Raw genomic sequence first — 23,024 nt, forward strand, 5'->3', positions numbered from 1 at the left:
TGTGGTCTCGCCCGCCCCGCCGTTAGCCCTTGCCCTTGGTAATTCGTCGGAATTACTCGCCAAGTAGTTAATTTCTTTTTCGTTTTCTCGAAAGAATTAATCAGTAGTAACGCACAGCACCACGTGATGCTTCGAGTCGGCGTCAACGGATACGGGACGATAGGCAAGCGCGTCGCTGACGCGGTTGCAGCACAACCCGACATGGAAGTCGCCGGAGTCGCGAAGACGACTCCGAACTTCGAGGCCGAGGCGGCCCATCGTCGTGGCTACCCGGTCCACGCCGCGCGCGAGGACGGTCGCCCCGCGTTCGCCGACGCCGGCATTCCCGTCGCCGGAGACCTCGACGACCTCGTCGCCGCGAGCGACATCGTCGTCGACTGCACGCCCGCGGGTGTCGGCGCCGAGAACCGCGCCGTCTACGAGGCCCACGACACGCCCGCGCTCTACCAGGGCGGCGAGGACGCGGACGTCGCGGACGCGAGTTTCAACGCACGCGCGAACTACGACGAAGTTGCCTCGGGCGACGCCGACCACGTCCGCGTCGTCTCCTGCAACACCACCGGTCTCTCGCGCGTCCTCACGCCGCTGGAGGAAGCCTACGGCATCGAGAAGGCGCGCGCGACGCTCGTCCGCCGCGGCGGCGACCCGAGCCAACCCGACCGCGGCCCCATCAACGACATCCTCCCCGACCCCATCACCGTCCCGTCCCACCACGGCCCCGACGTCAACACGGTCCTGCCGGAGCTCGCCATCGACACGATGGGCGTCACCGTTCCGGCGACCCTGATGCACCTCCACACCGTCAACGTCACCCTCGAAACCGAGGCCGACGCGGCGGCCGTGAAGGAGACGCTCGGCGGCGAGTCCCGCGTCTTCATGGTTCCGGGCGACGCGCGCGTCGCGGGCCCCGCGCACCTGAAGGAGTACGCACAGGACGCGGGCCGTCCGCGCGGCGACCTCTGGGAGAACTGCGTCTGGTCGGAGTCCGTCTCCGTCGAAGGACGCGACCTCTACTTCTTCCAGGCCATCCACCAGGAGAGCGACGTCGTCCCGGAGAACATCGACGCGATTCGGGCGGTCTGCACCGAGACGGAGGCCGCCGAGAGCGTCGTCGAGACGAACCGCGCGCTCGGCGTCGGCTTCGGCGACGAGACGGACGAGCGCAGCGCCGTCACGGACGGCGAGGGCGTGACGGCGAGCGCGGACGACTAATCGAGGTCCGTGAACGTCACGTCGCCCGACTCGGTGTCGATGACGGCGACGTGATACCGGTCGTCGCCCGCGGAGAACGGCAGCCCACCGGGGTTGACGCGGTGTGTTCCGTTCCGCTCCTCGTGGCCGTGTTCGTGCGTGTGACCGTGGAGCACGTAGTCGTAGTCCCCACACGTGAGGAGCGCGTCCACGAGCGCCCCGCTCGTCCCGTGATAGACGGCGAACTCCGCCCCGTCGAGCGTGAGTTCCGCGGACTCGCCGTGATACTCGCCGAACTCCCCAATCGCGTTCTGGAGAGCCCACTCGCCGTCGTTGTTCCCGCGGACGGCGTGGAACTCGAAGTCGTCGCTCTCGAAGACCGTGGCGGTGAACGGCGCGACGACGTCGCCACAGTGAACCACCACCTCACAGCCCGCGTCCTCGAAGTGTGCGACGGCGCGCTCGGCGCGCTCGAGGTCGTCGTGGGTGTCGGAGACGACGCCGACGAGCATTATTCTGCCTCCGCTTCGAGCACCTCGACCGCGGGCAGGGGCTCGCCGGTGAGCGCGCGGATGTAGGCGCCGCCCGCGATGGAGACGTGCGAGAAGTCGTCCTCGCTCATCCCGTACATCTCGATGGCGCGCGAGGTGTCGCCGCCGCCGACGACGCTGAAGCAGTCCGTCTCGGCGATGGCCTCCAGGACGCCGACGGTGCCGACGGAGAAGCGTTCGTCCTCGAAGAGGCCGAGTGCGCCCTTGACGAAGACCGCCTCGGAGTCCCGGATGACGTCGTTGTAGAGTGCGACGGTGTCGGTGCCGACGTCGAGGAAGCCCTGCGTCTTCTCCTCGATGTCCTCGACGAGCACTTCGGCGCGCTCGCCGTCCTCGTCCTCGTAGGCGAGGTCGTTCGCGAGCGTGATTTCGTCGCCGCGCTCCTCGAGCAGCGCGCGGATGGTGTCGGCGTTCCGCTCCCACTGGTCGTCGAAGAGGTCCATGTCGCCGACGTCCTCGCCGACGGGATAGCCGGCGGCGCGGAGGAAGAGCTCGCCCGCGATCCCCCCCAAGAGGAACTGGTCGACCTTCTCGTCGAGGGCGTTCATGACGCTGATGACGTCGCTGGCCTTCGTGCCGCCGACGACCATCGTCACCTGCCCGTCGAACTCGCGTTCGGCGATGGCAGTGTTCGCCTCGTACTCGGCCTCCATGACGCGGCCCGCATATGCAGGTAAGACGAGCGGGAAGCCGACGAGCGAGGCGTGCTTGCGGTGGGCGGCCGAGTAGGCGTCGTTGACGTAGGCGTCGAACTCCGGGGCGAGCGACTGAACGAACTCCGTTTCGGCCTTCACCTCGGGGTCCTCCTCGGGGAGTTCCTCGTCACACATCCGGGTGTTCTCGAGAAGGAGGACCTCGCCGGCCTCGAGGGCCTCGATGGCCTCGACGGCTTCGGGGCCGTAGGTGTCGGGGACGAAGTGGACGTCGCGGCCGACGTGCTCGGCGAGGATGTCGGCGTGCTGGCGCAGCGAGACGAAGTCGTCGCCGCCGGGCCGACCCTGGTGGGCCATGCAGACGACGCGGTCGCCGCGCTCGGCGAGTTCGCGCACGGTCTCGGCGTGGCGTTCGAAGCGGCGGTTGTCCTGTACGGTGCCGTCCTCAACGGGGGAGTTGAGGTCGAGTCGGACCAGCACGCGCTGGCCGGGTTCGAGGTCGTCGAGTGTCTTGAAGCTCATAGTGACTGAATCGAGTGGTGGGTACTTAGCGGTGGGCGGAAAAACGCGAACGGCAGCGTGCGCCTCGGGTGCGGCGCGGCGTCAGTACTGCGTGATGTACGCGGAGACGTCGAGCAGGCGGTTCGAGAAGCCGTACTCGTTGTCGTACCACGTCAGAATCTTCACGAGGCCGTCCTCGCCACCGATGACGTTCGTGGAGTTCAGGTCGACCGTGGAGCTGAACGGGAGGCCGAGGATGTCGCTGGAGACGACTTCGTCGTCCGTGTAGCCGAGGACGCCGGCGAGCGGACCGGAGTCGGCGGCGTCGCGGAAGGCGTCGTTGATCTCCTCGGCAGTGACGTCCTCCGCCTCGAGGTCGACGACGAGTTCGGTGATGGAGCCGTCCGGGACGGGGACGCGGATCGCCATCCCGTCGAGCTTGCCTTCGAGGTTCGGGAGGATTTCCGTGGCGGCCTGCGCGGCGCCAGTGGAGGTCGGGATGATGTTCTCGGCGGCGGCGCGGCCACGTCGGGTCTTGGACTTCGGGCCGTCGATGAGGTTCTGCGAGCCGGTGTAGGCGTGGACGGTGGTCAGAGTGCCGGTCTCGATGCCGAACTCCTCGTCGAGGACCTTCGCGACGGGCGTGACGGAGTTCGTCGTACAGGAGGCGTTCGAGACGACGTCCTCGCCGTCGTACTCGTCGTGGTTGACGCCGTAGACGAGCTGCTTCACGGGCTCCTCGCCCTTCGGCGGCGCGGAGATGACGACCTTCTCGGCGCCCGCCTCGAGGTGCTGGGCGGCCTGCGAGCGCTCGCGGAAGATGCCCGTACACTCGAGGGCGACGTCGACGTCCTTCTCGCCCCACGGCAGGTCGGTGGGGTCCTGGACGTTCAGCATCTGGACGCTGGAGCCGTTGACGACGAGTTCGTCACCCTCGCGCTCGACGCCGTCGAGGCGACCCATGACGGTGTCGTACTTCGCGAGGTACGCCATGTCCTCGAAGTCCATGACGTCGTTGATGCCGACGAGGTCGATGCGGGGGTCGTTCAGCGCCGCGCGGAAGACGTTGCGTCCGATGCGGCCGAACCCGTTCAATCCCACGCGAACGACTTCGCCCGTTTCCTCGGCGTCGAGGGAGAGTTCACTCATACCTGAGTAATACCAATCATCGGGCTTAAAACCCGACGGAACGAGTCAATGTCCGACTATGAATACCGTGATACCACACCACAAGAAAGGACGGGTTGGCCCCCGATTCGCCGTTACCCCGAAGCCTTTTGCTCGCCAGCGGCCTATTTGGCGGTATGAGACGCGACGACCGGGACGACCCCTTTGACGACTTCTTCCGCGAGATCGAGCGCATGATGGACGACATGATGCGCGGTTCCCCCGGCGACTCCGGCTACGACGACGCCGGGTTCGGGAGCGACACCCACCTCGACGTGCAGGAGCACGGCGACGAAATCCGCGTCATCGGGGACTTCCCCGGCGTCGAGAAGGACGACCTCTCCCTGAAGTGCGACGGGCGCACCCTCACTATCAGCGCCACCACGGACGCCCGCGAGTACGACGAGCGCATCGAACTGCCCGCGCGCGTCGACGAGCGCTCCGGGAGCGCGAGCTACAACAACGGCGTCCTCGAAGTCACCTTCGAGCGCGCCGAGGAGTCGGCGGACATCGGCTTCGAGTAACTAGAGGGACTTCACGGCCGCCGCGAGCCGGTCGTAGAACCCCTCGTCGTATTTCTTCTCGTCGTCGATGGTCGGGCGCGCGTTCGTCTCGTTCACGAGCACGCGCTCCTCCGTTTCGAGGACGTCCACACCCAGGAACCGGATGTCGAGCGCCGCCGCCGTCCGCTCGGCGAGGTCGCGCACCTCAGGACTCGGGTCGGCGGCGACCGCGTCGGCCCCGCGGTGGACGTTGTGCTTCCAGCGGCCGGCTTCGATGGCGGACTCGGGGAGACGGCGCTCGACCGTCCCCACAACCTCGCCGTCGAGCACCATCACGCGGTAGTCGCGGGCGTCCGGGACGTACTCCTGCACGAGGAAGGAGCGGTCGTCGGTCGCCCGGTAGTCATGGACGAGGTCGAGGTAGTCGGTGATGCCGAGAAACGAGTCGAGGTCGGCGGCCTTCGCGACGCCGACGCCGCGCGTCGTCGAGTTCGGTTTCACGACGACCGGCGAGTCGATGGCCGCGTAGGCGTCCTCGAGGTCGGTGGTGTCGGCGGGGTTCGACACCAACACCGTCTCCGGGACGGGAATGCCTGCCCGTTCGAGCGTCGCGAGGACGCCGGCCTTGTTCCGGGAGGTGAGGACGGCGTCACGGCCGTTCAGCCACGGCACGTCGAGCCACGTGTCGAGCACGTCGCCCTCCATGAGCCGACCGGGAAAGACGTATCCCGCGTCGTACCGGGACGGATCGACCGGCGGGTCCGAGAGGGAGAACGCGCCGTGCGAGGCCGAGACTGCTTCGACGTGAATGCCACGTTCCGCGAGCGGGTCGCGGACGCGTTCGAAGGTCTCGGCCGCGTTGGCGAACGCGAGACGGAACATGTACGCTCCCTTTGTGGGAGCGTGGAAAAAGCCCTCGTTCGGACCTCAGTCGATCTTCGTGAGGAGGTCCTGCCCGCGCTCGACGTCGATCTTGCACGGCGGCGTGATCTTGTTGTAGGCACGACGGAACGCCTCCTTGACGGCGGGCGCCTGGTCGACCTCACACCACGCGGTGAAGAGACGCTCGTTCGGGTAGATGCGCGTCGCGGTGCCGACCGGGACGCCGAAGGCCTGGCGCATCCCGTCGGAGACACGGTCCGCACCCGCACCGGTCGCCTGCTTGTTCTCCCGGATGACCTGGTGGGGGAACTTGCGGAGGATCATCTTGTAGTTGCCCTCGCCGAGTTCCTTGATGAGGTGACGGTTCGCGGAGAGGCGGGAGGCCTCAAGCGAGCCGTGGCGGAGCTGGCATTCCTCCTCGGTCTTCAGGCTGATCTGGACGGGGTAGTCCTCGGGGTCGGACTGCCGGTCGCCCATCTTGAACTGCGCGATCTTGGAGCCGGGGATGCCGGTGATGTACTCCCGTCGGGTGTAGGACGGTTTGTCAATCGTCCGGTACATAGAGGCGGGATTGTCGGCCATGGTTACTACCCGTGGCTGACGGCTAGCGTGCGGTTAAAGGCTTCGAAGCGTCGCGCTCGAACGTCTGCGGGAGACCGACGAGCGAGCGCGGTGGACGGGCGAGATCCGGTAGCGGCGTCGGGGTCCGGGGCGCTTTACCCGCTCGCACTCCGACATCGGGGTATGGCTGACGGCTTCCTCGACTTCGACGGTCTGCGCGACGCGCTCGCCGCGGCGTCCTTCGAGCGCCCGCCGGCGTTCGTGAGCAACGCCCACATCACGGGCCTCGGGGTGGCGCGCGCGCTCGCCGCCCACGACGTCCCGGTAATCGCGCTGGACCGCGTCGGCGACGGCGCAGCCCCGCTCTCGGACGCGGTGGACTACGCGGGCGAAGTGACGTATCCGCTCGACGACCGCGAAGGGTGGAAAGAAGACATCGAAGAACTCGCCGCCGTCCTCAAGCACGACCCGGTGGCGTTCGGCTGCATGGACGAGTGGGTGAACGCCTACGCGGAGGTCGAACCGGAAGGAGTCCGTCTGCCGTTCGCGGCGTACGACGCGGTGGACGCCGTCCTCGATAAGTCCTCGCTCTACCGGCTCGCCGACGACCTCGGCGTGCCATACCCGGAGACGGTCTGGCTGGCCGAGACGGACGCCGCGGAGGCGGTCGAACGCCTCGGCCTCCCGCTGGTGGTGAAGCCCGCGCGCAAACGCGAGGGCGAGGAAGTCCTCGGAACGAACGTCGTCGAGGTGGAGACGCACGACGACCTGCGCGACGTCGTCGCGGAGGCCGAGCGCGCGGGCATCGAGATACTCGCGCAGGAGAAGGTGGAGGCGACGACGGGCGCGGACCGCTCGCTCGCCTCCTACGTGCCGCCGTCGGGCGAGGCGCTCGGCGTCGTCGGGAACGCGGTCGTCCGACACCCGCAGGGGTACGGGACGTCCTGTGTGGTGCGGACGCGCGACGAACCGGACATCGCGGCGCGGGCGCTGGACGTCATCGAGGCGGCGGGGTATTGGGGCATCAGCGAGGCGGAGTTCGTCCATGACGCCGAGCGCGACGAGTACGTCCTGCTCGACGTGAACACGCGGCCGTGGAAGTGGATCTCGCTCCCGGTGGCGGCGGGCTTCGACCTGCCGTACGCGGCGTACGCGGACGCGGTCGGCGAGTCGTGGTCGCACCCCGACGGAGTCGAGGAGACGACGTGGGTCTACCTCCCGGACTACCTGCAGTCGCTCGGCGCAGGCGGCCGGGACGTCCTCTCACGCTCGGAGTGGGTGGACCTGCTCGGCGGCGGCGGAGAGCGCGCCGTCACGGGCGTCTTCGACCCGGACGACCCCGAGCCGACCTACATGGTCGTCCGGCAGGAGACGGGCGCGGAGTCCTACTACTGCTCCTGTTAGGTGCTGGCGCGCGTCGCCGATTCCGCACCCCATTAGGGCGGGCCGACCCACCGTCGAGGTAGTGAGTGACGACTACCTCCACCTGAACCTGTTCACGATGGACGCGGTCGAGCACGTCTCCGTCGGGTCGTGGCGCTATCCCGGGGACGCCTCGGCGCGCTACGCGGACCGCGACTACTGGACGGAGGTCGCGCGCACGGCCGAACGCGGCGGCTTCGACGCAGTGTTCTTCGCGGACGTTCGGGGGGTCTACGACGTCTACGCGGAGAGCGCGGACCCCGCCATCGAGCGCGCGGTGCAGACGCCGTCGAACGACCCGGCGTACGTCGTGCCCGCGATGGCCGAGGTGACGGACGACCTCGGGTTCGCGGTCACAAAGTCCACGTCGTACAACCACCCCTACCAGTTGGCGCGGGAGTTCTCGACGCTCGACCACACGACGGACGGGCGTATCGCGTTCAACGTCGTGACCTCCTACCTGGAGTCGGCGGCGGCGAACCTCGGCCTCGAGGGCCGGATGGAGCACGACGAGCGCTACGACCGCGCGGACGAGTTCATGGACGTCGTCTACGCGCTCTGGGAGGACTCCTGGGAGGACGACGCCGTCGTCCGGGACCGCGAATCCGGGCGCTACACGGACCCGGAGAAGGTCCACGCCATCGAGCACGACGGCGACTACTTCTCGGTGCCGGGCCCGCACGGCTGCGAGCCGTCCCCGCAGCGCTCGCCCGTCATCTATCAGGCCGGCTCGTCCGACAGGGGACGGGAGTTCGCCGCGAAGCACGCGGAGGGCGTCTTCGTCAGCCAGCCGAACGAGCAGGCCGTCGTCGACTACATGGACGACCTGCGCGAGCGCGCCGCCGGCTACGGCCGCGACCCGGACGCGCTCAACTTCTTCCCGGGCATCGTTCCCATCGTCGCGCCCACCGAGGAACTCGCCGAGGCGAAGCGCGCGTCCTACGAGGAGCACATCGACGTCGAGGGCGTCCTCACGCTGCTCTCGGGGTTCACGGACATCGACCTCTCCGAGCTCGACCCCGACCAGAAGCTCGAGCACGTCGAGACGCAGGCGATGCAGGGCGTCGTCAACGCCTTCACGACGAACGACGAGCACGAGTGGACGGTGCGCGAGATGGCGGAGTTCGCGGGTCTCGGCACCACCTCGCCCGTCGTCGTCGGCACCGGCGAGCAGGTCGCGGACGAACTCGAGCGCTGGTACACCGACCTCGGCGTGGACGGCTTCAACGTGAAGGAAGTCGTCCGGCCGGACGACCTGACGGCGTTCGTGGACCTCGTCGTCCCGGAACTCCGTGAGCGCGGCCTCCTCCCCGACGCCGACGAGCGCGAGTCGGGACTGACGCTCCGCGAGCGCATGACTGGCGACGCGCGCCTCCCCGACGACCACCCGGCACGCCAGTAGCGGGAACGCCAGTCGAGTGGACGGTAACCTTCATCCCGACGGGCGGCGTCCATTCGCCAAACCCCATGTCCGCAGACGACGGCGTCGACGAACGCCACCTCCCCGTCGGCGAGACGGCAGACGGCGACCCGCTGGAACTCCCCACCGTCGAGATTCTGACCGGTCGCGGCTTCGTCACCGGGAAGAGCGGCGGGGGGAAGAGCAACACCACGTCCGTCGTCCTCGAAGAACTCCTCGAACGCCAGTACCCCGTGATGGTGGTGGACACCGACGGCGAGTACTACGGGCTGAAGGAGGAGTACGAACTCCTGCACGCGGGCGCGGACGAGGGCTGCGACATCCAGGTGAGCCCCGAGCACGCCGAGCGCCTCGCGACCATCGCCCTCGAGGAGAACGTCCCGGTGATTCTGGACGTCTCGGGCTTCCTTGACGAGAACGAGGCGGACGAACTCGTCTTCGAGACGGCGCGCCACCTCTTCGCGAAGGAGAAGAAACTGAAGAAGCCCTTCCTACTCGTCATCGAGGAGGTCCACGAGTACATCCCCGAGGGCGCGGGACTGGGCGAGACCGGCCGGATGCTCATCAAGGTCGGCAAGCGCGGGCGCAAGCACGGCCTCGGCGTCGTCGGTATCAGCCAGCGCCCCGCGGACGTCAAGAAGGACTTCATCACGCAGGCGAACTGGCTCGTCTGGCACCGCCTGACGTGGGAGAACGACACGAAGGTCGTCGGGCGCATCGTCGGCAGCGAGTACAAGGACGAAGTGCCCGACCTCGACGCCGGCGAGGCGTTCGTGCAGGCGGACTGGACGGACGAGGCCGTCCAGCGCGTCCAGTTCAAACGCAAGCGGACGTTCGATGCGGGCGCGACGCCGGGCCTCGACGACTTCGAGCGCCCCGAACTCAAGTCGGTGAGCGACACGCTCGTCGAGGACCTCTCGGACATCACGAGCGCGGAGGAACAACGCCAGGACCGCATCGCGGACCTCGAGCGGAAACTGGAGAACCGTGAGGCGCGCATCGCCGAGCTGGAGGAGGAACTCGACCGAGCGCGCGACGTCTCCGCCGCCGCGCGCAAGCTCGCGAACGCGGTCGCACACGGCGACGTCGAGACGACGCAGGCGACGCTCGCCGACGGGGACGCAGACGGAGAGAGCGGCGGCGCGGCGGCGGACGTCGCGGCGCTCCGCGAACGCATCGACGAACTGGAGGCACGCCTCGCTGAAGCAGAGGCGGCGCGCGCGGAGACGGCGACGGACGAGCGGTCGACGGAGTCGGGTACGGACGCCGGCGAGAGCGCTGAATCGGACGACCACGCGGCGGACGACGTCGACAGCATCGAAGCGCAACTCGCCGAACTCGGCACGGACGACGGCGACGGGAGCGACGCGACCGAGGTGGACGCGGCAGCGAGCGAGTACGGCGACCTCGAACCCGACGAATCCATCGAAGACGTCCTCGAACGCCTCCAGCAGTCCTCGGAGCGCGAGCGCGCGGAGCGTGAACTCGGGACAAACGAGGGCGCCGGGCGTACACGAACGGACCGGGCGCGGAACGGGCCGGCGTCCGAGTCCGCATCAACGCCGGCGTCACGGCGGCCGAGCGGCGACGCCGACTTCGACAGCCTGCTGGACGCGCCGGCCGTTCAGGTCCGTCTCGACGCCGCGCGTCGCGCCTCCCAGTGCAACGACCGAGTGGCGACGGCCGTCTACGATGCGCTCGCGGAAGCTCCGCGGACGGCGCACGCGCTCGCCGACGCGACAGACACCACCGTCGAGGCGGTGCACAGCCTCCTCGTCGAACTGCGCGGGCGCAACCTCGTCGTGAAGGACGGCGAGCGCCGCTACGCGTTCCACGGGCCGTCGATTCGGGACCTCGCGGCGGATTCGGACGAGCGCGCGGAGCTCGGCGAACTCGGCGAGCAGTGGCGCGTCAGCTGACCCCGCGGTAGGCGGCGTGGACGGCGATGACGAACGTCGAGGCGGCGACGACGTTCGCGACGTAGACGCCCGGCGAGACGCCGGCGAACGGGAGGAGGAGACCGACGGCGAACGCGGGCGGTACCTCGATGTTGAGCGCCCAGAGCGAGACGCCCGCAAAGACGACGGTGAAGACGACGACGAGCGGCGACACCGTGTAGGGATGGCTCGGGAGCGTGCGGAACGCCCCGACGAGGACGGCGGCGAGCCAGCCCGAACACGCGCCGACGGTGAGCGCCACGGGGACGTCCCACGCGACCGAGCGCGTCTCGCGCGTGAACAGCGAGTAGGAGACAGCGGCGAGCGGCGGAAAGAGGAGGAACGGGAGCGCGGCGAGGGTGTTCGCCGCCGCGGTGACGACGCCGAGGAGCGGCGCGACGAGAAAGATGGCCGCGAGGCGGACGCGGCCCGGACCGGCGACCGTTCGGACGAGCCAATCGGTGACACGCTGGGGGGACACGTCTCGACGTAGACCGTCTCGGCAGTTGAAGCGCCGGCCTCACGGGACGGCGTGCACGACGGCGGGAGACGGCGTCGTCACTCGTCGTCGTGGGGTCCGAAGAATGCGGAGGAGCGACCGGTGAGTCGCACCGCTCCGAAGTGTGGATAAGTGACCGGATTCGCTCACACCGCAACCGTCAGCGCTTCCGGGAGTCGGAAACCGTTACCGCGATGCCGCCGAGAGGCGGCGCTTCTTCAACGAGTTACAGGCGGGTGAGGTTCTTCGCGCGGGGGCCCTTCTCGGCCTCCTCGATGTCGAACTCGACCTCCTGACCCTCTTCGAGGTCGGGGCCGCCGACGTCTTCCATGTGGAAGAAAACGTCCTCGTCCGCGTCGTCAGTCTCGATGAATCCGTAGCCGCCAGTGTCGTTGAAGAAATCAACTACGCCTTTCGCCATTGCCTTTGTACAATGTGGCTCCCCACGGATAACCCTTGCGAGTGCGTCCGCACCACGGGCGCCGGCGAGTTGAGGTGCAGAGAGCGATTGAGAGACTCTATCCACACCGCTGCATGACTCTATAGAGGCGTCAAGGCGACCGAATGGCTGCCGTGTGATCGCGCCCGCGTCGCGGGCCACCGCGAGTTCCGACTGCATCCCCCGCAGGGTCGGCCGGTCGACCAGCGCGAAGGCGTCGCGGACCACTGCCTCCGGACCCCGCGGTGCAGCGTCGGCACCGAGCGAATGGCTCACAGACCTCGCGTCCGTTTCGGTGAGGACCCCGACGTCCGCGGCGATGCCCTCGGCCACGCTCGCTTCGCTCGGTGGTGTTCAGAATCAGCTCGGAGCGTCTCCACTACTCCGTTCAGTCGCAGGAAAATGCCGCCTCCCGGATTTGAACCGGGGACAGCTCGATCTTCAGTCGAGTGCTCTCCCAGTCTGAGCTAAGGCGGCGTGCACGCTATCCGAAGTGGAGCGCGGAAAAAAGGGTTACGAAACGACCGAGAGAAATAATCTCTCGGTGTACTAGGGAAATTAAGTCCGCGAGGGACGTGGATACCGACATGGAACCACGTCTCGAGTTCGCCGACCTCGACGCCGCGTTCGAGCGCAACGAGCGCCGAGAGCGTCGACAGCGAGAGTTCAGGTTCATGTTCATCGGGCTCTGCGCGGGCGTGCTCGCGAACATCCCCGCACAACTCCTCGTCCAGCCCTTCCACGTCTCCGACAGCGGCGTCGTCATGTACGGCGACCGAGTGATCACGCAGACCCTCCCGACGCCGCGCCTCCTCCTCCTCAACGGCGTCGTCCTCGTGGCGATGCTCGTCGCCTGCCTCTACGGCTATCGCTACTACACGGGTTACTACGACGAGCCGACCGTCCGTGTTCCCTTCGACAGCGACAGCGACACCGTCTACGACCACGTCGAGGAGTACCTCTCCACGGAGGCCGAGGACCTCGACGTCGACGTCGTCACCGGCCACCAGCGCATCCAGTGCGTCTCCCCCGCCGACGAGGACCTGCTCAGCGTCGAGTTCGACCCCGGACGCGACGTCGCCTACGTCACGTGGGACCCGCACGACCGGCAGTCGCGCGTCCTCGTCGAGAAGCTGCGCCAACGCTTCGGAAAATGACTCCGCTCGGCAGAAGTGGGTCCGGGCGGATTTGAACCACGGTCGTTCCGCCCGCGTCACTCCCCGGTTCAGAATCCGCGACTATGTCGCCTCGTCCCGTTCGGCAGAAGTGGGTCCGGGCGGATTTGAACCACCGACCTTCTCCTTGTAAGGGAGACGTCATAACCACTAGACCACGGACCCGCACGTAGAGAGTAGCGGACGCGCGGCAAAACGGTTTCCTTTCGACGGAAGGCTTACGCGGCGTCCGTGGCTTCGAGGAGGTATGGACGCGCGGACGCGACGGCTCACGACGGCGTTCGCGGTCGTGGCCGTCCTCCTCCTCCTCCTCGGCGTCGTCGCGTGGGCGTTCACGGACGTGAACGGACACGAACGCGCGACGGTCACGGTTGCGGACGCGAACGGCACCACGCTCGGCGTCGTGAACGCCTCGGTCGCGGACTCGGAGGCCGAACGCTACCGCGGACTCTCGGGGACGCAGTCGCTCGCGAACGGGACCGGGATGTTGTTCGTCTACGGCGCGGAGAGCGAGCGGACGTTCGTGATGCGCGAGATGAACTACCCCATCGACATGGTGTTCGTCGGCGCTGACGGTCGGATAACCCGCGTCTTTCACGCGGAGACGGAGGAGCGGCCCTACGAGCAGTACACGGCGCGCGCGAAGTGGGTGCTCGAAGTGCCCTACGGGTGGACGACGCGCCACGGCGTCGAGGCGGGCGACCGGGTCCGAGTCACCTACGGGGCGTGAAAGCGGAAAGCATCGGGTGGCGTAACAACCCTTTTGCGTGATAGGTTCGTCCCTCTCGGGGAATGAGTTTGGAGAACGACGAGGACCCGTTCGAGGACGTCCGCGAGGAGTCCGCGAACGCGATGTATCGGCTCTTCACGGAGTACGGGCGCGACTGCCTGCCGCAGTTCACCGTCGGCGTCGTCGCGTCAGTCTTCGCGCGACTCCTCGACCTCGTCCCACCGGTGATGCTCGGGTACGCCATCGACACCATTCTCCGGGACAACGGGACGTTCCTCGGGTTCCTCCCGGCGTCGTGGCGGGCGGGCTGGACGACGGCCGAGCAGGTGCTCGTCGCCGCCGGCCTCGTCGCAGGGTCGTTCGTCCTCGGCGCGGGCTTCCACTGGCTGCGCAACTGGGGGTGGAACTCCTTCAGCCAGCACGTCCAGCACGCGGTGCGGACGGACACCTATGAGAAGATGCAGCGGCTGAACATGGAGTTCTTCGCGGAGAAGCAGACGGGCGAGATGATGTCGGTCCTCTCGAACGACGTCAACAGGCTGGAGCGGTTCCTGAACGACGGGCTGAACTCGGCGTTTCGCCTGACCGTAATGGTCCTCGGCGTCGCGTTCGTCCTCTTCACCTACAACTGGCGGCTCGCCCTCCTGACGATGCTTCCGGTGCCGATTATCGCGGGCTTCACCTACTGGTTCGTCAAGACCATCCAGCCGAAGTACGCGGACGTCCGCTCGTCGGTCGGGCGGCTGAACTCCCGCCTGGAGAACAACCTCGGCGGGATTCAGGTCATCAAGACGTCGAACACCGAGGAGTTCGAGGACGAGCGCGTCGAGGACGTCTCGCAGGGCTACTTCGACGCGAACTGGGGGGCGATTACGGTCCGCATCAAGTTCTTCCCGGTGCTGCGCGTCATCGCCGGACTCGGTTTCGTGTCGACGTTCCTCGTCGGCGCGTACTGGGTGGCGGTCGGTGCGCCGTTCGGCGTCGGTGGCGCACTCACCATCGGCGGCTTCGTCGTCTTCATCCAGTTGAGCCAGCAGTTCATCTGGCCGATGGCCCAGTTCGGGCAAATCATCAACATGTACCAGCGCGCCCGCGCGGCGAGCGAGCGGGTCTTCGGGTTGATGGACCAGCCCTCGCGCATCGAGCAGGACCCGAACGCCACCGCGCTCACCGTGGCGGACGGCGATGTGGTCTACGACGACGTGACGTTCGGCTACGACGAAGAGGCCATCGTCGAGGACATCACCTTCGAGGTCGAGGGCGGCGACACGCTCGCGCTCGTCGGCCCGACGGGCGCCGGAAAGTCCACCGTCCTCAAACTCCTCCTTCGGATGTACGACCCGGACGAGGGAGCAATCCGCATCGACGGACAGGACATCAGCGAGGTGACGCTCCCGAGCCTCCGGCAGGCCATCGGCTACGTGAGTCAGGACACCTTCCTCTTCTACGGGACGGTCGAGGAGAACATCCGATACGGGACGTTCGACGCCGACCACGAGGCCGTCGTCGAGGCCGCGAAGGCCGCCGAGGCCCACGAGTTCATCCAGAACCTCCCGGACGGCTACGACACGATGGTCGGCGAGCGCGGCGTGAAACTCTCGGGCGGCCAGCGCCAGCGCATCGACATCGCGCGCGCCGTCCTGAAGGACCCGGACATCATGGTGCTGGACGAAGCCACCTCGGACGTCGACACGGAGACGGAGATGCTCATCCAGCGCTCGCTGGACGAACTCACCGAGGACCGGACGACGTTCTCCATCGCCCACCGCCTCTCGACCATCAAGGATGCGGACACTATCCTCGTCCTTGACGGCGGGCACATCGTCGAGCGCGGCACGCACGAGGAGTTGCTCGCCGAGGACGGCCTCTACGCGAACCTCTGGGGCGTGCAGGCGGGCGAAATAGACGAGCTACCGGACGAGTTCGTCGAGCGCGCGACGCGGCGCGCCGCGACGGTGGAGGACGCGGACGCGAACGACGACTGACGCCGTCGCTCGGCGGGCGAGTGTCCGGGCCGGCGCGCGAGGGGGCACGCCGGCCATGGAGAAACGAGCGACGCGCCTGAGGGGGTGGCGCGTCACGGGAGTCGGCGTCGCGAGGTGCGTAGGGGCGCGCTCGCGTGCCGTACATCGTGGGCACGTAGGGGGTGTGCCCGTGTCGTGTCCGTCGGGCGCCTGAGGGGGTGGCACCCGAATCGTGTCCGTGGACGCCCGAGGGGACGAGCGTCCGGGCGTGGTCGACGGAGGGACGTCGGCCACGGGTCGGCGGGTGCGTCGAGGGGGACGCAGCGCCGGATAGTGTCTGTCGGTTAGCGGGCGGTACGCGGACGGTGCGTGGACCTATGGTCCGACGCGAACGACTCCCCAGACCATTGTGTTGTAGTGTAATCGCGGAGGGACTCAGTCAGCGAGCGGTGCGGCGCGACAGTCGTCGGCTTAAGGACCGACGCGAACGACTCCCCAGACCATTGTGAGTGTGTGTTGTGGATGCGGAAGGGCGTGTTCTGTGAACGGTGCGGCACGACAGTCGTCGGACTACGGTCCGACGCGGACGACTCCCCAGACCATTGTGTTGTAGTGTAATCGCGGAGGGACTCGGTCAGCGAGCGGTGCGGCGCGACAGTCGTCGGCTTAAGGACCGACGCGAACGACTCCCCAGACCATTGTGTGTAGTGAGTGGTGGTAGTGCAGAGGGACTTGTTCGAGAGCTGTACGTGCCAGGATGCGGCCCGCTCACGGACGCGGCGGTCCGTGGGCGTCGGAACGAGGGGCGTCCGCGTGCCACGGGTTCGGAGGGCGAACACGGGGCGACGGGTGCTTCCTGGCATCACGCACTCTTTCATACAACCCACTATGTAATAAATTTAGCGATCTATAGTATGAAATTAAGCTACTGAGGGAGAGATATGGGGGAGGGAACTGGGCGAGGGAAGGGCTATCGGCGACGTGAGGACGACGGAACGCGGCCGCGCGGCTCGGCGCGCGCGGCAAGCGACGAACGGGGGAGGTGGCGGAGGAAGAGCGGACCTTCAGGGTGACCAGCCACAGACAGTGCATTCGAGGGCGTCCGTGTCGTGGAGGCCCCCGCAGTCGGGACACTGTTTCTTGTTATAGCTCCGGTCCCACGCCTCGACGTCGTGACCGTTGCTTTCGAGGAACGCGTCCAGGACGGAGTCGGTATCCCGTGATGCACTCGACATACGTGGTATGCCATATCGCACCACAGTAATAGTCTTTGTGGGGACTCCCACCGGATGGGAGGGAGTACAGCGGCCGACGAGCGCCAGCCTCAGAGGTCGTAGAGCTCCCCGAACTTCGATTTCGCGTAGTCGAGGAAGTAGTCGGCCGTGTAGGCCTCGCCCGTCGCCTCCTCGACGAGTTCCGGCGTCGTGTACCGGCAGCCGTGCCGGTGGACGCGCTCACTCAGCCACTCGTGGAGCGCGTCGAAGTCACCCTCGGCGACCTTCGCGTCGAGGTCGTCGATGTCCCGCTCCGCGTGCGCGTAGAGTTGTGCGGCGAGGACGCTCCCGAGCGAGTACGTCGGGAAGTAGCCGAAGTTGCCGTGGCTCCAGTGGATGTCCTGGAGACAGCCCTCCGTGTCCGTCTCGGGCCGGACACCGAGGTACTCCTCCATCTTGTCGTCCCACACCTCGGGGACCTCCGAAACGTCGAGGTCGCCGCTGATGAGGCCGCGCTCGATTTCGAAGCGGAGGACGATATGCATGTGGTAGGTGAGTTCGTCCGCCTCGACGCGAATGAGGTTGTCAGGGTAGACCTGGTTCGCGGCCTCGTAGACGTCCCTGGCGGTGGCGTCCGCGAGCGACGGGAACTGCTCGCGGAGCGTCGGCGCGAAGCGCTCCCAGAACGCCTGCGAGCGTCCGACGTGGTTCTCCCAGAGGCGCGACTGCGACTCGTGGACGGTGAGGTCGCGGTCCTCGCCGAGCGGCGTCCCGTACTCCTCGCGCGGGAGACCGAGGTTGTAGAGGGCGTGCCCGAACTCGTGGACGGTGCTCATCATCGAGTCGAGCGGCTCCTCCTCGCTGAAGCGCGTCGTGATACGGGTGTCGAACTGGTTGCCGGACGTGAAGGGGTGTGTCGAGGTGTCGAGGCGGCCGCGGTCCCAGTCGTACCCCACCGCGTCGAGGACGTCGCGGGAGAACGCCTCCTGCGCGTCGGGGTCGAAGGTCTCGCCCTCGAACGGCGTCGCGAGGTCCGCGTCGGACGCCTGAATCTCCTCGATGAGCGGGACGAGTTCCCCGCGCAGGCGCCCGAGCACGCGCTCGGCGGTCTCGAGGTCGATGTAGGGCTCGTAGTCCTCGAAGAGCACCGCGTAGGGGTCGCGTTCGTCGTCGATGTGTTCGGCGTACTCGCGCTTCAGTTCGACGAGCTTCTCGAGGTAGGGGGCGAACGTCTCGAAGTCGTCGTTCTCGCGGGCCTCCTCCCACGCCTGCAGGGCCTCGCTGGACGTCTGGGAGATCTCCTCGACGAGGTCGCGCGGGACGCGCTCGGCGCGGACGTACTGGCGCTCGATTTCGCGCACGACAGCGGCCTGTTCGTCGGTGAGGTCGGCGTCCTCCAGCTCGTCGAGCGAGTCGGCCACGACGTCGGCCGTCATGAGGTCGTGGTTGAGCCCGGAGAGCGTGGAGAGCTGTTTCGAGCGCGCGGGATTCCCGCCCTCGGGCATCATCACCTGCTGGTCCCAGGAGAGGACGCCCTGCGCGCCGCCGAGCGCGGTGAGGCGTTCGTACTGGTCGAGCAGTTCACGATAGGCCTCGGGGGCGTCGTCGCGATGGTCTGCCATACGCGATAGAGGTCGACGCGCGCACAAGAAGCCACCCGTCGCGGCACGACTGTCGCTCGCTCAGGGCCACGCCTCCGCGACGTCGCGGTAGGCCTCGTAGCAGCGCTCGAGAACGGCAAGGGAGACGCTCTCCTCGTCGGTGTGTGCTTCGCCGGGTTCAGCGGGCCCGGCGACGACGCAGGTGGTACCGGCGTCGACGAGCCATCCTGCGTCCGTCGCGTGCGGCTTCACGACCTGTTCGGGGGCCTCGTCCTGCATGCTCGCGAGGCAGCGCTCGACGGTGGTGGCGTAGGATTCGTCGTCGCACGCCATCGGCGGGAGGTCCTGCTCGACCACCCATTCGACGCCGGGGTGATCCTCGACGCGCGCGAGGGGCGCGCGCTCGCCCGGGACCGTACGCTCGTCGATGGTGACCTCGCAGTCCGCCGGGACGACGTTCCACGCGTCCCCGCCGTCGATCCCGGTGACGACGAGGCTCCCGGTGAGGCCGTGGCCGAGCACCTCCGTCTCGGGGACCGGCATCTCCCGGACGGCGTCGACGGCGTCGCACGCCCGATAGACGGCGTTCTCGCCCTGCTCGGGCTCGCTCGCGTGCGCGGCCGCGCCAGTGACGTCGAGTCGACTCCCGCGCCGACCCTTGTGCGCGACGGCGACGTCGGTGACGCCCGAGTCGGAGTAACCCGTCGAGCCCTCGCCGACGACGGCGTAGTCGGGCGCGAACCCGGCGTCGATGGCGTGGCGCGCGCCGACGCCGCCCTGTTCCTCGCCGGTGAAGGACGCGAAGACGAGGTCGCCCGCGGGGTCTGCATCACGGAAGGCGAGGAGCATCGCGGCGAGCGCGCCCGTCATGTCCGCCGTCCCGCGGCCGTGGAGGCGGCCGTTCTCCTCGCGGACCGCATAGGCGCCGTCGTCTGTGAGTTGGTTGTCGGCGGGCGCGACGACGTCGTGGTGGCCGACGAGTGCGAGCGATGCGGTATCGGCGTCCCGTCCGCGATAGGCAAACACGTTGCCGCCGCCGGGGGCGTCGTCGCGGACGACGCGGGCGTCAGTGTGCTCGCGGAGCCACGCCTCGACGCGGTCGCCGACGGCGGTCTCGTCGTCGTGGGACGGAATCGCCACGAGGTCGCGCGTCAGCGATTCGAGTTCGTCCATATCGAGGACAGACGCGCCGGGTAGAAAAGGCCGGGCGGCCGTCGGGCGCGAGGCGGGCGGAGGCGAGGCGGGTTAGCTGACGCCGGTGACGGTGGCGGCGGCGTGGTAGAGCGCGAAGGTGACGAGCGCGGCGGCGACCATGGAGACGCCCCACGCGGCGACGGTGTAGCCGGTCTTCCCCTCGGAGACGCCATCGAGGCCGTCGACGAGGCCGGCGCCGACGATGCCACAGATCATCACCTTGTTGAAGGAGATGGGGAAGCCGAGCGCGATGGCGGCCTGTGCGACGAGGAAGGCGGGGACGAGCGCAGCGATGGAGCGGTAGGGGCCGAGGTCGGAGTAGTCGTCGGCGACGGCGCGGATGAGGTCGGGGGCACCGACGAGGGCGCCGACGACGAGGCAGGCGGCACCGAAGCCCAGGAGGGCGAGCGTCGAGAGGCCGATGGAGCCCTCGATGACCGGCTGGAGCGGACCGATGGCGAGACCGATCTGGCTGCCGCCGCTGGAGAAGGTGACGAGGCCGCCGAGCGCGATGAGGAACCAGTGGACGCCGCGCGGGCCGTGGCGGTCGACGGCGTACCACGTCGTGACGGCGAGGACAACACCGAAGGAGAGCGCGACGGCAGTCGTGTCGGTCGGAATGGGGAGGGGTGCGGCATGTCGGGGGAGCGAGAGCGCGCGGGCGAGCGTCGCGGCGAGCGTGCCGTCCTCGGGGAGGAAGTCGAAGCGAACGGTGGCGATGACGGCACCGACGAGCGTGCCGAGGGCGGGGACGGTGACGGTGTCGGGGATGTCGGTGCGCAGGAGGACGTAGGCGACGCCGAACGCGACGACGACTTCGACGAGGGGGACGGAGAGCCAGAAGGCGACGACGTGGAGGAGGGTGTCGGTGGCGAGCGATCCGCCGAGCGCGATGCCGGCACCGATGGTCGCGCCGGTGACGGTAAACGAGGAGGGAATCGGGTAGCCCGAGCGGTTGCCGAGCGTGATGAACGATGCGGTGGTGAGGAGGGCGGCAGTGGTCGCGAGCGGGGTGACGGTAGCCCCGTCGACGAAGCCGTGGCCGATAGTCGCGGAGACCGCCTGTCCCTGTGCGAGCGCGCCGAGTGCGGCGGTCGCGCCGACGATGACGGCGGCGCGTTCGACGGAGAGTGCGTCCGCGCCGACGGCGGGCAAGATGGGCGCGGAGTTGCTGTTCACGCCGATGGTGTAGGCCATGAACGCGGCGGCGAGGACCGCCGCGGCGATGAAGACGAGGCCGCTCATGCGTCGTGCCGGTGCGGTGCGGGGTGGCGGTCGGCGGGGCGATGCGACGTCTCTGCGGGCGTACTGGACGAGTGCGAGGAGGGCATATATTGTTCCACTACGTATCTACTGAAAGAAGGTCGCGTTCACGTCCGTAGCACCCGAATCTTGAACACCCTTATCCGACATCGGCGAGTAGGTAATCGCATGAAGATAGTCCCGGACACGAGTGTGGTCATCGACGGCCGCATCTCCCGACGCGTGGAGAGCGGCGAGTACGCCGGGGCCACCGTCTACGTGCCCGAAGCCGTCGTCGGCGAGATCGAGGCCCAAGCGAACAAGGGCCGCGAAATCGGCTGGGACGGGCTCTCGGAGCTGCAGCGGTTGGCCGACTTGGCCGATGAAGGCGACATCGACATCCAGTATGTCGGCGCGCGCGCCACCGAATCGGAGATTCAGCGCGCCGCCGCCGGCGCCATCGACGCGAAAATCCGCGACATCGCCACCGAGTACGACGCGACGTTCGTCACGAGCGACATCGTCCAGGCCGAGGTCGCGAAGGCGAAAGGCATCGACGTCGAATACCTCGAACCCGAAGCGCGCGAAGTCGAGGCGCTCGCCATCGAGGACTACTTCGACGAGCAGACGATGTCCGTGCACCTGAAGGACGGCGTCGTCCCGATGGCGAAACGCGGCGACATCGGGAACATCACCTATCAGGAAATCGGCGAGACCGAACTCGACACGGAGACTCTCAAGGAGTACGCGAGCGAGATTCGCGACACCGCCAAGCGCAGCGACGACGCGTTCATCGAGCTCTCCGAGGAAGGCATGACCATCGCGCAGGTGCGCGACATGCGGATCGCCATCGCGACGCCGCCGTTCGCCGACGGCATGGAGATTACCGCCGTCCGCCCCATCGCGAAGACGACGATGGCGGACTACGAGCACGAGGAGGACCTCAAGGAGCGCCTCCTCGAGCGCGACCGCGGCGTCCTCATCGCCGGCGCGCCGGGCGCCGGGAAGTCCACGTTCGCGCAGGCCGTCGCCGAGTTCCTCGACGAGAACGGCTACGTCGTGAAGACAATGGAGAAGCCCCGCGACCTCCAGGTCGGCAAGGAGATCACCCAGTACACGGAACTCGGCGGGTCGATGGAGACCACCGCCGACTCCCTCCTGATGGTCCGGCCGGACTACACCATCTACGACGAGGTCCGGAAGACCGACGACTTCGAGGTGTTCAGCGACATGCGCCTCGCCGGCGTCGGCATGGTCGGCGTCGTCCACGCCACACGCCCCATCGACGCCCTCCAGCGCCTCGTCGGACGCGTCGAACTCGGCATGATTCCGCAGATCGTCGACACCGTCGTCTACATCGAGGACGGGGACGTCGACACCGTCTACGACGTCACGACCGAGGTCAAGGTCCCCGAGGGCCTCATGGAGGAGGACCTCGCGCGACCCGTCATTCAGGTTCGGGACTTCGAGACGAAGACGCCCGCCTACGAGATTTACACGTTCAACCGGCAGGTCGTCACGGTACCCCTCGAGGGCGAGGGCGGGCCGAGCGAGACCGGCGTCGACAAACTCGCGAAGAACGAGATCGAACGCGAGGTCCGGTCGGCCACCCGCGGGCCAGTCGAGGTCGAACTCCGCAGCGGCAACCAGGCCGTCGTCTACGTCACCGAGGACGACATCAGCCACGTCATCGGGAAGGGCGGTGGGCGCATCCAGGACATCGAGAACCGCCTCGGCATTACCATCGACGTCCGGACGTTCGAGGACCGCCCCGAGCACGCGAGCGCCCCACAGCAGGATGAGAGTGGCGGCCCGGGCGCCGCGGGCGCTGGCCCCGGCGGCGACGAAGGCGAGGTCGTGACGCCCGAAATCACCTCCCAGCACATCATCATCCCCGTCGAGAAGGCCAGCCCCGGCGAGACCGTCGAGGTCCGGGCCGACGGCGAATACCTCTGCACGGCGACGGTGAGCCGCGGCGGCGACATCCAGATTTCCCGAGGCTCGGCCATCGCCGAGGAACTGGAGCGCGCCATCGACCGCGAACTGCTCATCACCGTCGTGAGCGAGTAACGCGGTTCTGAACATCAGCGAAGAACCACGAGGAAGCGAGCGCTGACCGACGGGAAACGCGAGAAGGCCGCGTTACGCGCGACAGCACTGTCCGTGTTCTTCGAGACC

The 23,024-nt window shown here is 67.9% G+C and carries 20 protein-coding genes and 2 tRNA genes; 9 read left to right on the forward strand and 13 right to left on the reverse strand.

Annotated features, from left to right (window positions below; all coding sequences use genetic code 11):
• The first annotated feature begins 126 nt into the window (after positions 1-126).
• Positions 127-1,212 carry a type II glyceraldehyde-3-phosphate dehydrogenase gene (locus ACQUS8_RS06815; RefSeq protein WP_435098794.1) on the forward strand — a complete coding sequence of 362 codons (1,086 nt, stop codon included), beginning with the start codon at positions 127-129 and terminating at the stop codon, positions 1,210-1,212.
• On the opposite strand, the gene ACQUS8_RS06820 is transcribed toward ACQUS8_RS06815, so the two are convergent.
• The 3 genes from ACQUS8_RS06820 to gap form a co-directional block, all read right to left on the reverse strand.
• Entirely contained in the window at positions 1,209-1,703 is a 495-nt protein-coding gene (locus tag ACQUS8_RS06820; protein ID WP_435098797.1) for a YfcE family phosphodiesterase, read from the reverse strand. The genes ACQUS8_RS06815 and ACQUS8_RS06820 overlap by 4 nt on opposite strands.
• On the reverse strand, positions 1,703-2,917 hold the full coding sequence (locus tag ACQUS8_RS06825; protein ID WP_435098800.1) for a phosphoglycerate kinase: 1,215 nt from the start codon (positions 2,915-2,917) through the stop codon (positions 1,703-1,705). Before ACQUS8_RS06825 ends, ACQUS8_RS06820 begins: the two co-directional genes overlap by 1 nt.
• A gap of 81 nt (positions 2,918-2,998) precedes the next feature.
• Positions 2,999-4,045: a type I glyceraldehyde-3-phosphate dehydrogenase gene (gene gap, locus ACQUS8_RS06830; protein ID WP_435098803.1), complete on the reverse strand. Its 1,047-nt coding sequence runs from the start codon at positions 4,043-4,045 to the stop codon at positions 2,999-3,001.
• A gap of 155 nt (positions 4,046-4,200) precedes the next feature.
• Between gap and ACQUS8_RS06835 the strand changes: the two genes are divergently transcribed.
• Positions 4,201-4,587, forward strand: coding sequence for an Hsp20/alpha crystallin family protein (locus tag ACQUS8_RS06835; protein WP_435098806.1), 387 nt, complete (start codon positions 4,201-4,203; stop codon positions 4,585-4,587).
• Here the strand turns inward: ACQUS8_RS06835 and ACQUS8_RS06840 are convergent, their stop codons facing one another.
• The gene (locus tag ACQUS8_RS06840) at positions 4,588-5,448 is read right to left on the reverse strand and encodes an ATP-grasp domain-containing protein (protein WP_435098809.1); all 861 of its coding nucleotides are present in this window, start codon (positions 5,446-5,448) and stop codon (positions 4,588-4,590) included. It lies immediately after the preceding gene.
• 45 nt (positions 5,449-5,493) lie between these two features.
• The gene (locus ACQUS8_RS06845; protein WP_435098812.1) at positions 5,494-6,030 is read right to left on the reverse strand and encodes a 50S ribosomal protein L16; all 537 of its coding nucleotides are present in this window, start codon (positions 6,028-6,030) and stop codon (positions 5,494-5,496) included.
• A 162-nt stretch (positions 6,031-6,192) separates the two neighbouring features.
• Between ACQUS8_RS06845 and ACQUS8_RS06850 the strand changes: the two genes are divergently transcribed.
• The 3 genes from ACQUS8_RS06850 (at position 6,193) to ACQUS8_RS06860 (ending at position 10,770) form a co-directional block, all read left to right on the forward strand.
• Entirely contained in the window at positions 6,193-7,413 is a 1,221-nt protein-coding gene (locus tag ACQUS8_RS06850) for a carboxylate--amine ligase (RefSeq protein ID WP_435098815.1), read from the forward strand.
• A 61-nt stretch (positions 7,414-7,474) separates the two neighbouring features.
• Positions 7,475-8,833, forward strand: coding sequence for an LLM class flavin-dependent oxidoreductase (locus ACQUS8_RS06855; protein WP_435098818.1), 1,359 nt, complete (start codon positions 7,475-7,477; stop codon positions 8,831-8,833).
• Between the two features lie 65 nt (positions 8,834-8,898).
• Entirely contained in the window at positions 8,899-10,770 is a 1,872-nt protein-coding gene (locus tag ACQUS8_RS06860) for a helicase HerA domain-containing protein (RefSeq protein WP_435098821.1), read from the forward strand.
• Here the strand turns inward: ACQUS8_RS06860 and ACQUS8_RS06865 are convergent.
• The 3 genes from ACQUS8_RS06865 to ACQUS8_RS06875 form a co-directional block, all read right to left on the reverse strand.
• Positions 10,763-11,269: a hypothetical protein gene (locus tag ACQUS8_RS06865; protein WP_435098824.1), complete on the reverse strand. Its 507-nt coding sequence runs from the start codon at positions 11,267-11,269 to the stop codon at positions 10,763-10,765. The genes ACQUS8_RS06860 and ACQUS8_RS06865 overlap by 8 nt on opposite strands.
• 244 nt (positions 11,270-11,513) lie before the next feature.
• Entirely contained in the window at positions 11,514-11,708 is a 195-nt protein-coding gene (locus ACQUS8_RS06870; RefSeq protein WP_435099252.1) for a cold-shock protein, read from the reverse strand.
• A gap of 421 nt (positions 11,709-12,129) precedes the next feature.
• Positions 12,130-12,203 (reverse strand) — tRNA-Phe (locus ACQUS8_RS06875).
• Positions 12,204-12,313: 110 nt separating this feature from the next.
• Here ACQUS8_RS06875 and ACQUS8_RS06880 point away from each other — a divergent pair.
• The gene (locus ACQUS8_RS06880; RefSeq protein WP_435098827.1) at positions 12,314-12,883 is read left to right on the forward strand and encodes a hypothetical protein; all 570 of its coding nucleotides are present in this window, start codon (positions 12,314-12,316) and stop codon (positions 12,881-12,883) included.
• 110 nt (positions 12,884-12,993) lie between these two features.
• Here the strand turns inward: ACQUS8_RS06880 and ACQUS8_RS06885 are convergent.
• Positions 12,994-13,066: transfer RNA gene (locus ACQUS8_RS06885), tRNA-Val, on the reverse strand.
• Between the two features lie 82 nt (positions 13,067-13,148).
• Between ACQUS8_RS06885 and ACQUS8_RS06890 the strand changes: the two genes are divergently transcribed.
• Complete coding sequence (locus ACQUS8_RS06890; RefSeq protein ID WP_435098830.1) at positions 13,149-13,631, forward strand: DUF192 domain-containing protein; 483 nt, start codon at positions 13,149-13,151, stop codon at positions 13,629-13,631.
• 62 nt (positions 13,632-13,693) lie between these two features.
• The gene (locus tag ACQUS8_RS06895; protein ID WP_435098833.1) at positions 13,694-15,616 is read left to right on the forward strand and encodes an ABC transporter ATP-binding protein; all 1,923 of its coding nucleotides are present in this window, start codon (positions 13,694-13,696) and stop codon (positions 15,614-15,616) included.
• Positions 15,617-16,659: 1,043 nt separating this feature from the next.
• On the opposite strand, the gene ACQUS8_RS06900 is transcribed toward ACQUS8_RS06895, so the two are convergent.
• From ACQUS8_RS06900 to ACQUS8_RS06915, 4 genes are all read right to left on the reverse strand, one after another.
• Entirely contained in the window at positions 16,660-16,830 is a 171-nt protein-coding gene (locus ACQUS8_RS06900; RefSeq protein ID WP_435098836.1) for an HVO_0416 family zinc finger protein, read from the reverse strand.
• 89 nt (positions 16,831-16,919) lie between these two features.
• The gene (locus tag ACQUS8_RS06905; protein WP_435098839.1) at positions 16,920-18,431 is read right to left on the reverse strand and encodes a carboxypeptidase M32; all 1,512 of its coding nucleotides are present in this window, start codon (positions 18,429-18,431) and stop codon (positions 16,920-16,922) included.
• 60 nt (positions 18,432-18,491) lie between these two features.
• On the reverse strand, positions 18,492-19,583 hold the full coding sequence (locus ACQUS8_RS06910) for a M20 family metallopeptidase (RefSeq protein WP_435098842.1): 1,092 nt from the start codon (positions 19,581-19,583) through the stop codon (positions 18,492-18,494).
• A 72-nt stretch (positions 19,584-19,655) separates the two neighbouring features.
• Positions 19,656-20,849 carry an anion permease gene (locus ACQUS8_RS06915; protein WP_435098845.1) on the reverse strand — a complete coding sequence of 398 codons (1,194 nt, stop codon included), beginning with the start codon at positions 20,847-20,849 and terminating at the stop codon, positions 19,656-19,658.
• A gap of 186 nt (positions 20,850-21,035) precedes the next feature.
• On the opposite strand from ACQUS8_RS06915, the gene ACQUS8_RS06920 reads away from it, so the two are divergent.
• Positions 21,036-22,916 (forward strand): PINc/VapC family ATPase, encoded by a 1,881-nt coding sequence (locus tag ACQUS8_RS06920; RefSeq protein ID WP_435098848.1) that lies wholly within the window; start codon positions 21,036-21,038, stop codon positions 22,914-22,916.
• Positions 22,917-23,024: the final 108 nt, after the last annotated feature.

The organism is Halarchaeum sp. P4 (assembly GCF_051195175.1).
Classification (GTDB): domain Archaea; phylum Halobacteriota; class Halobacteria; order Halobacteriales; family Halobacteriaceae; genus Halarchaeum.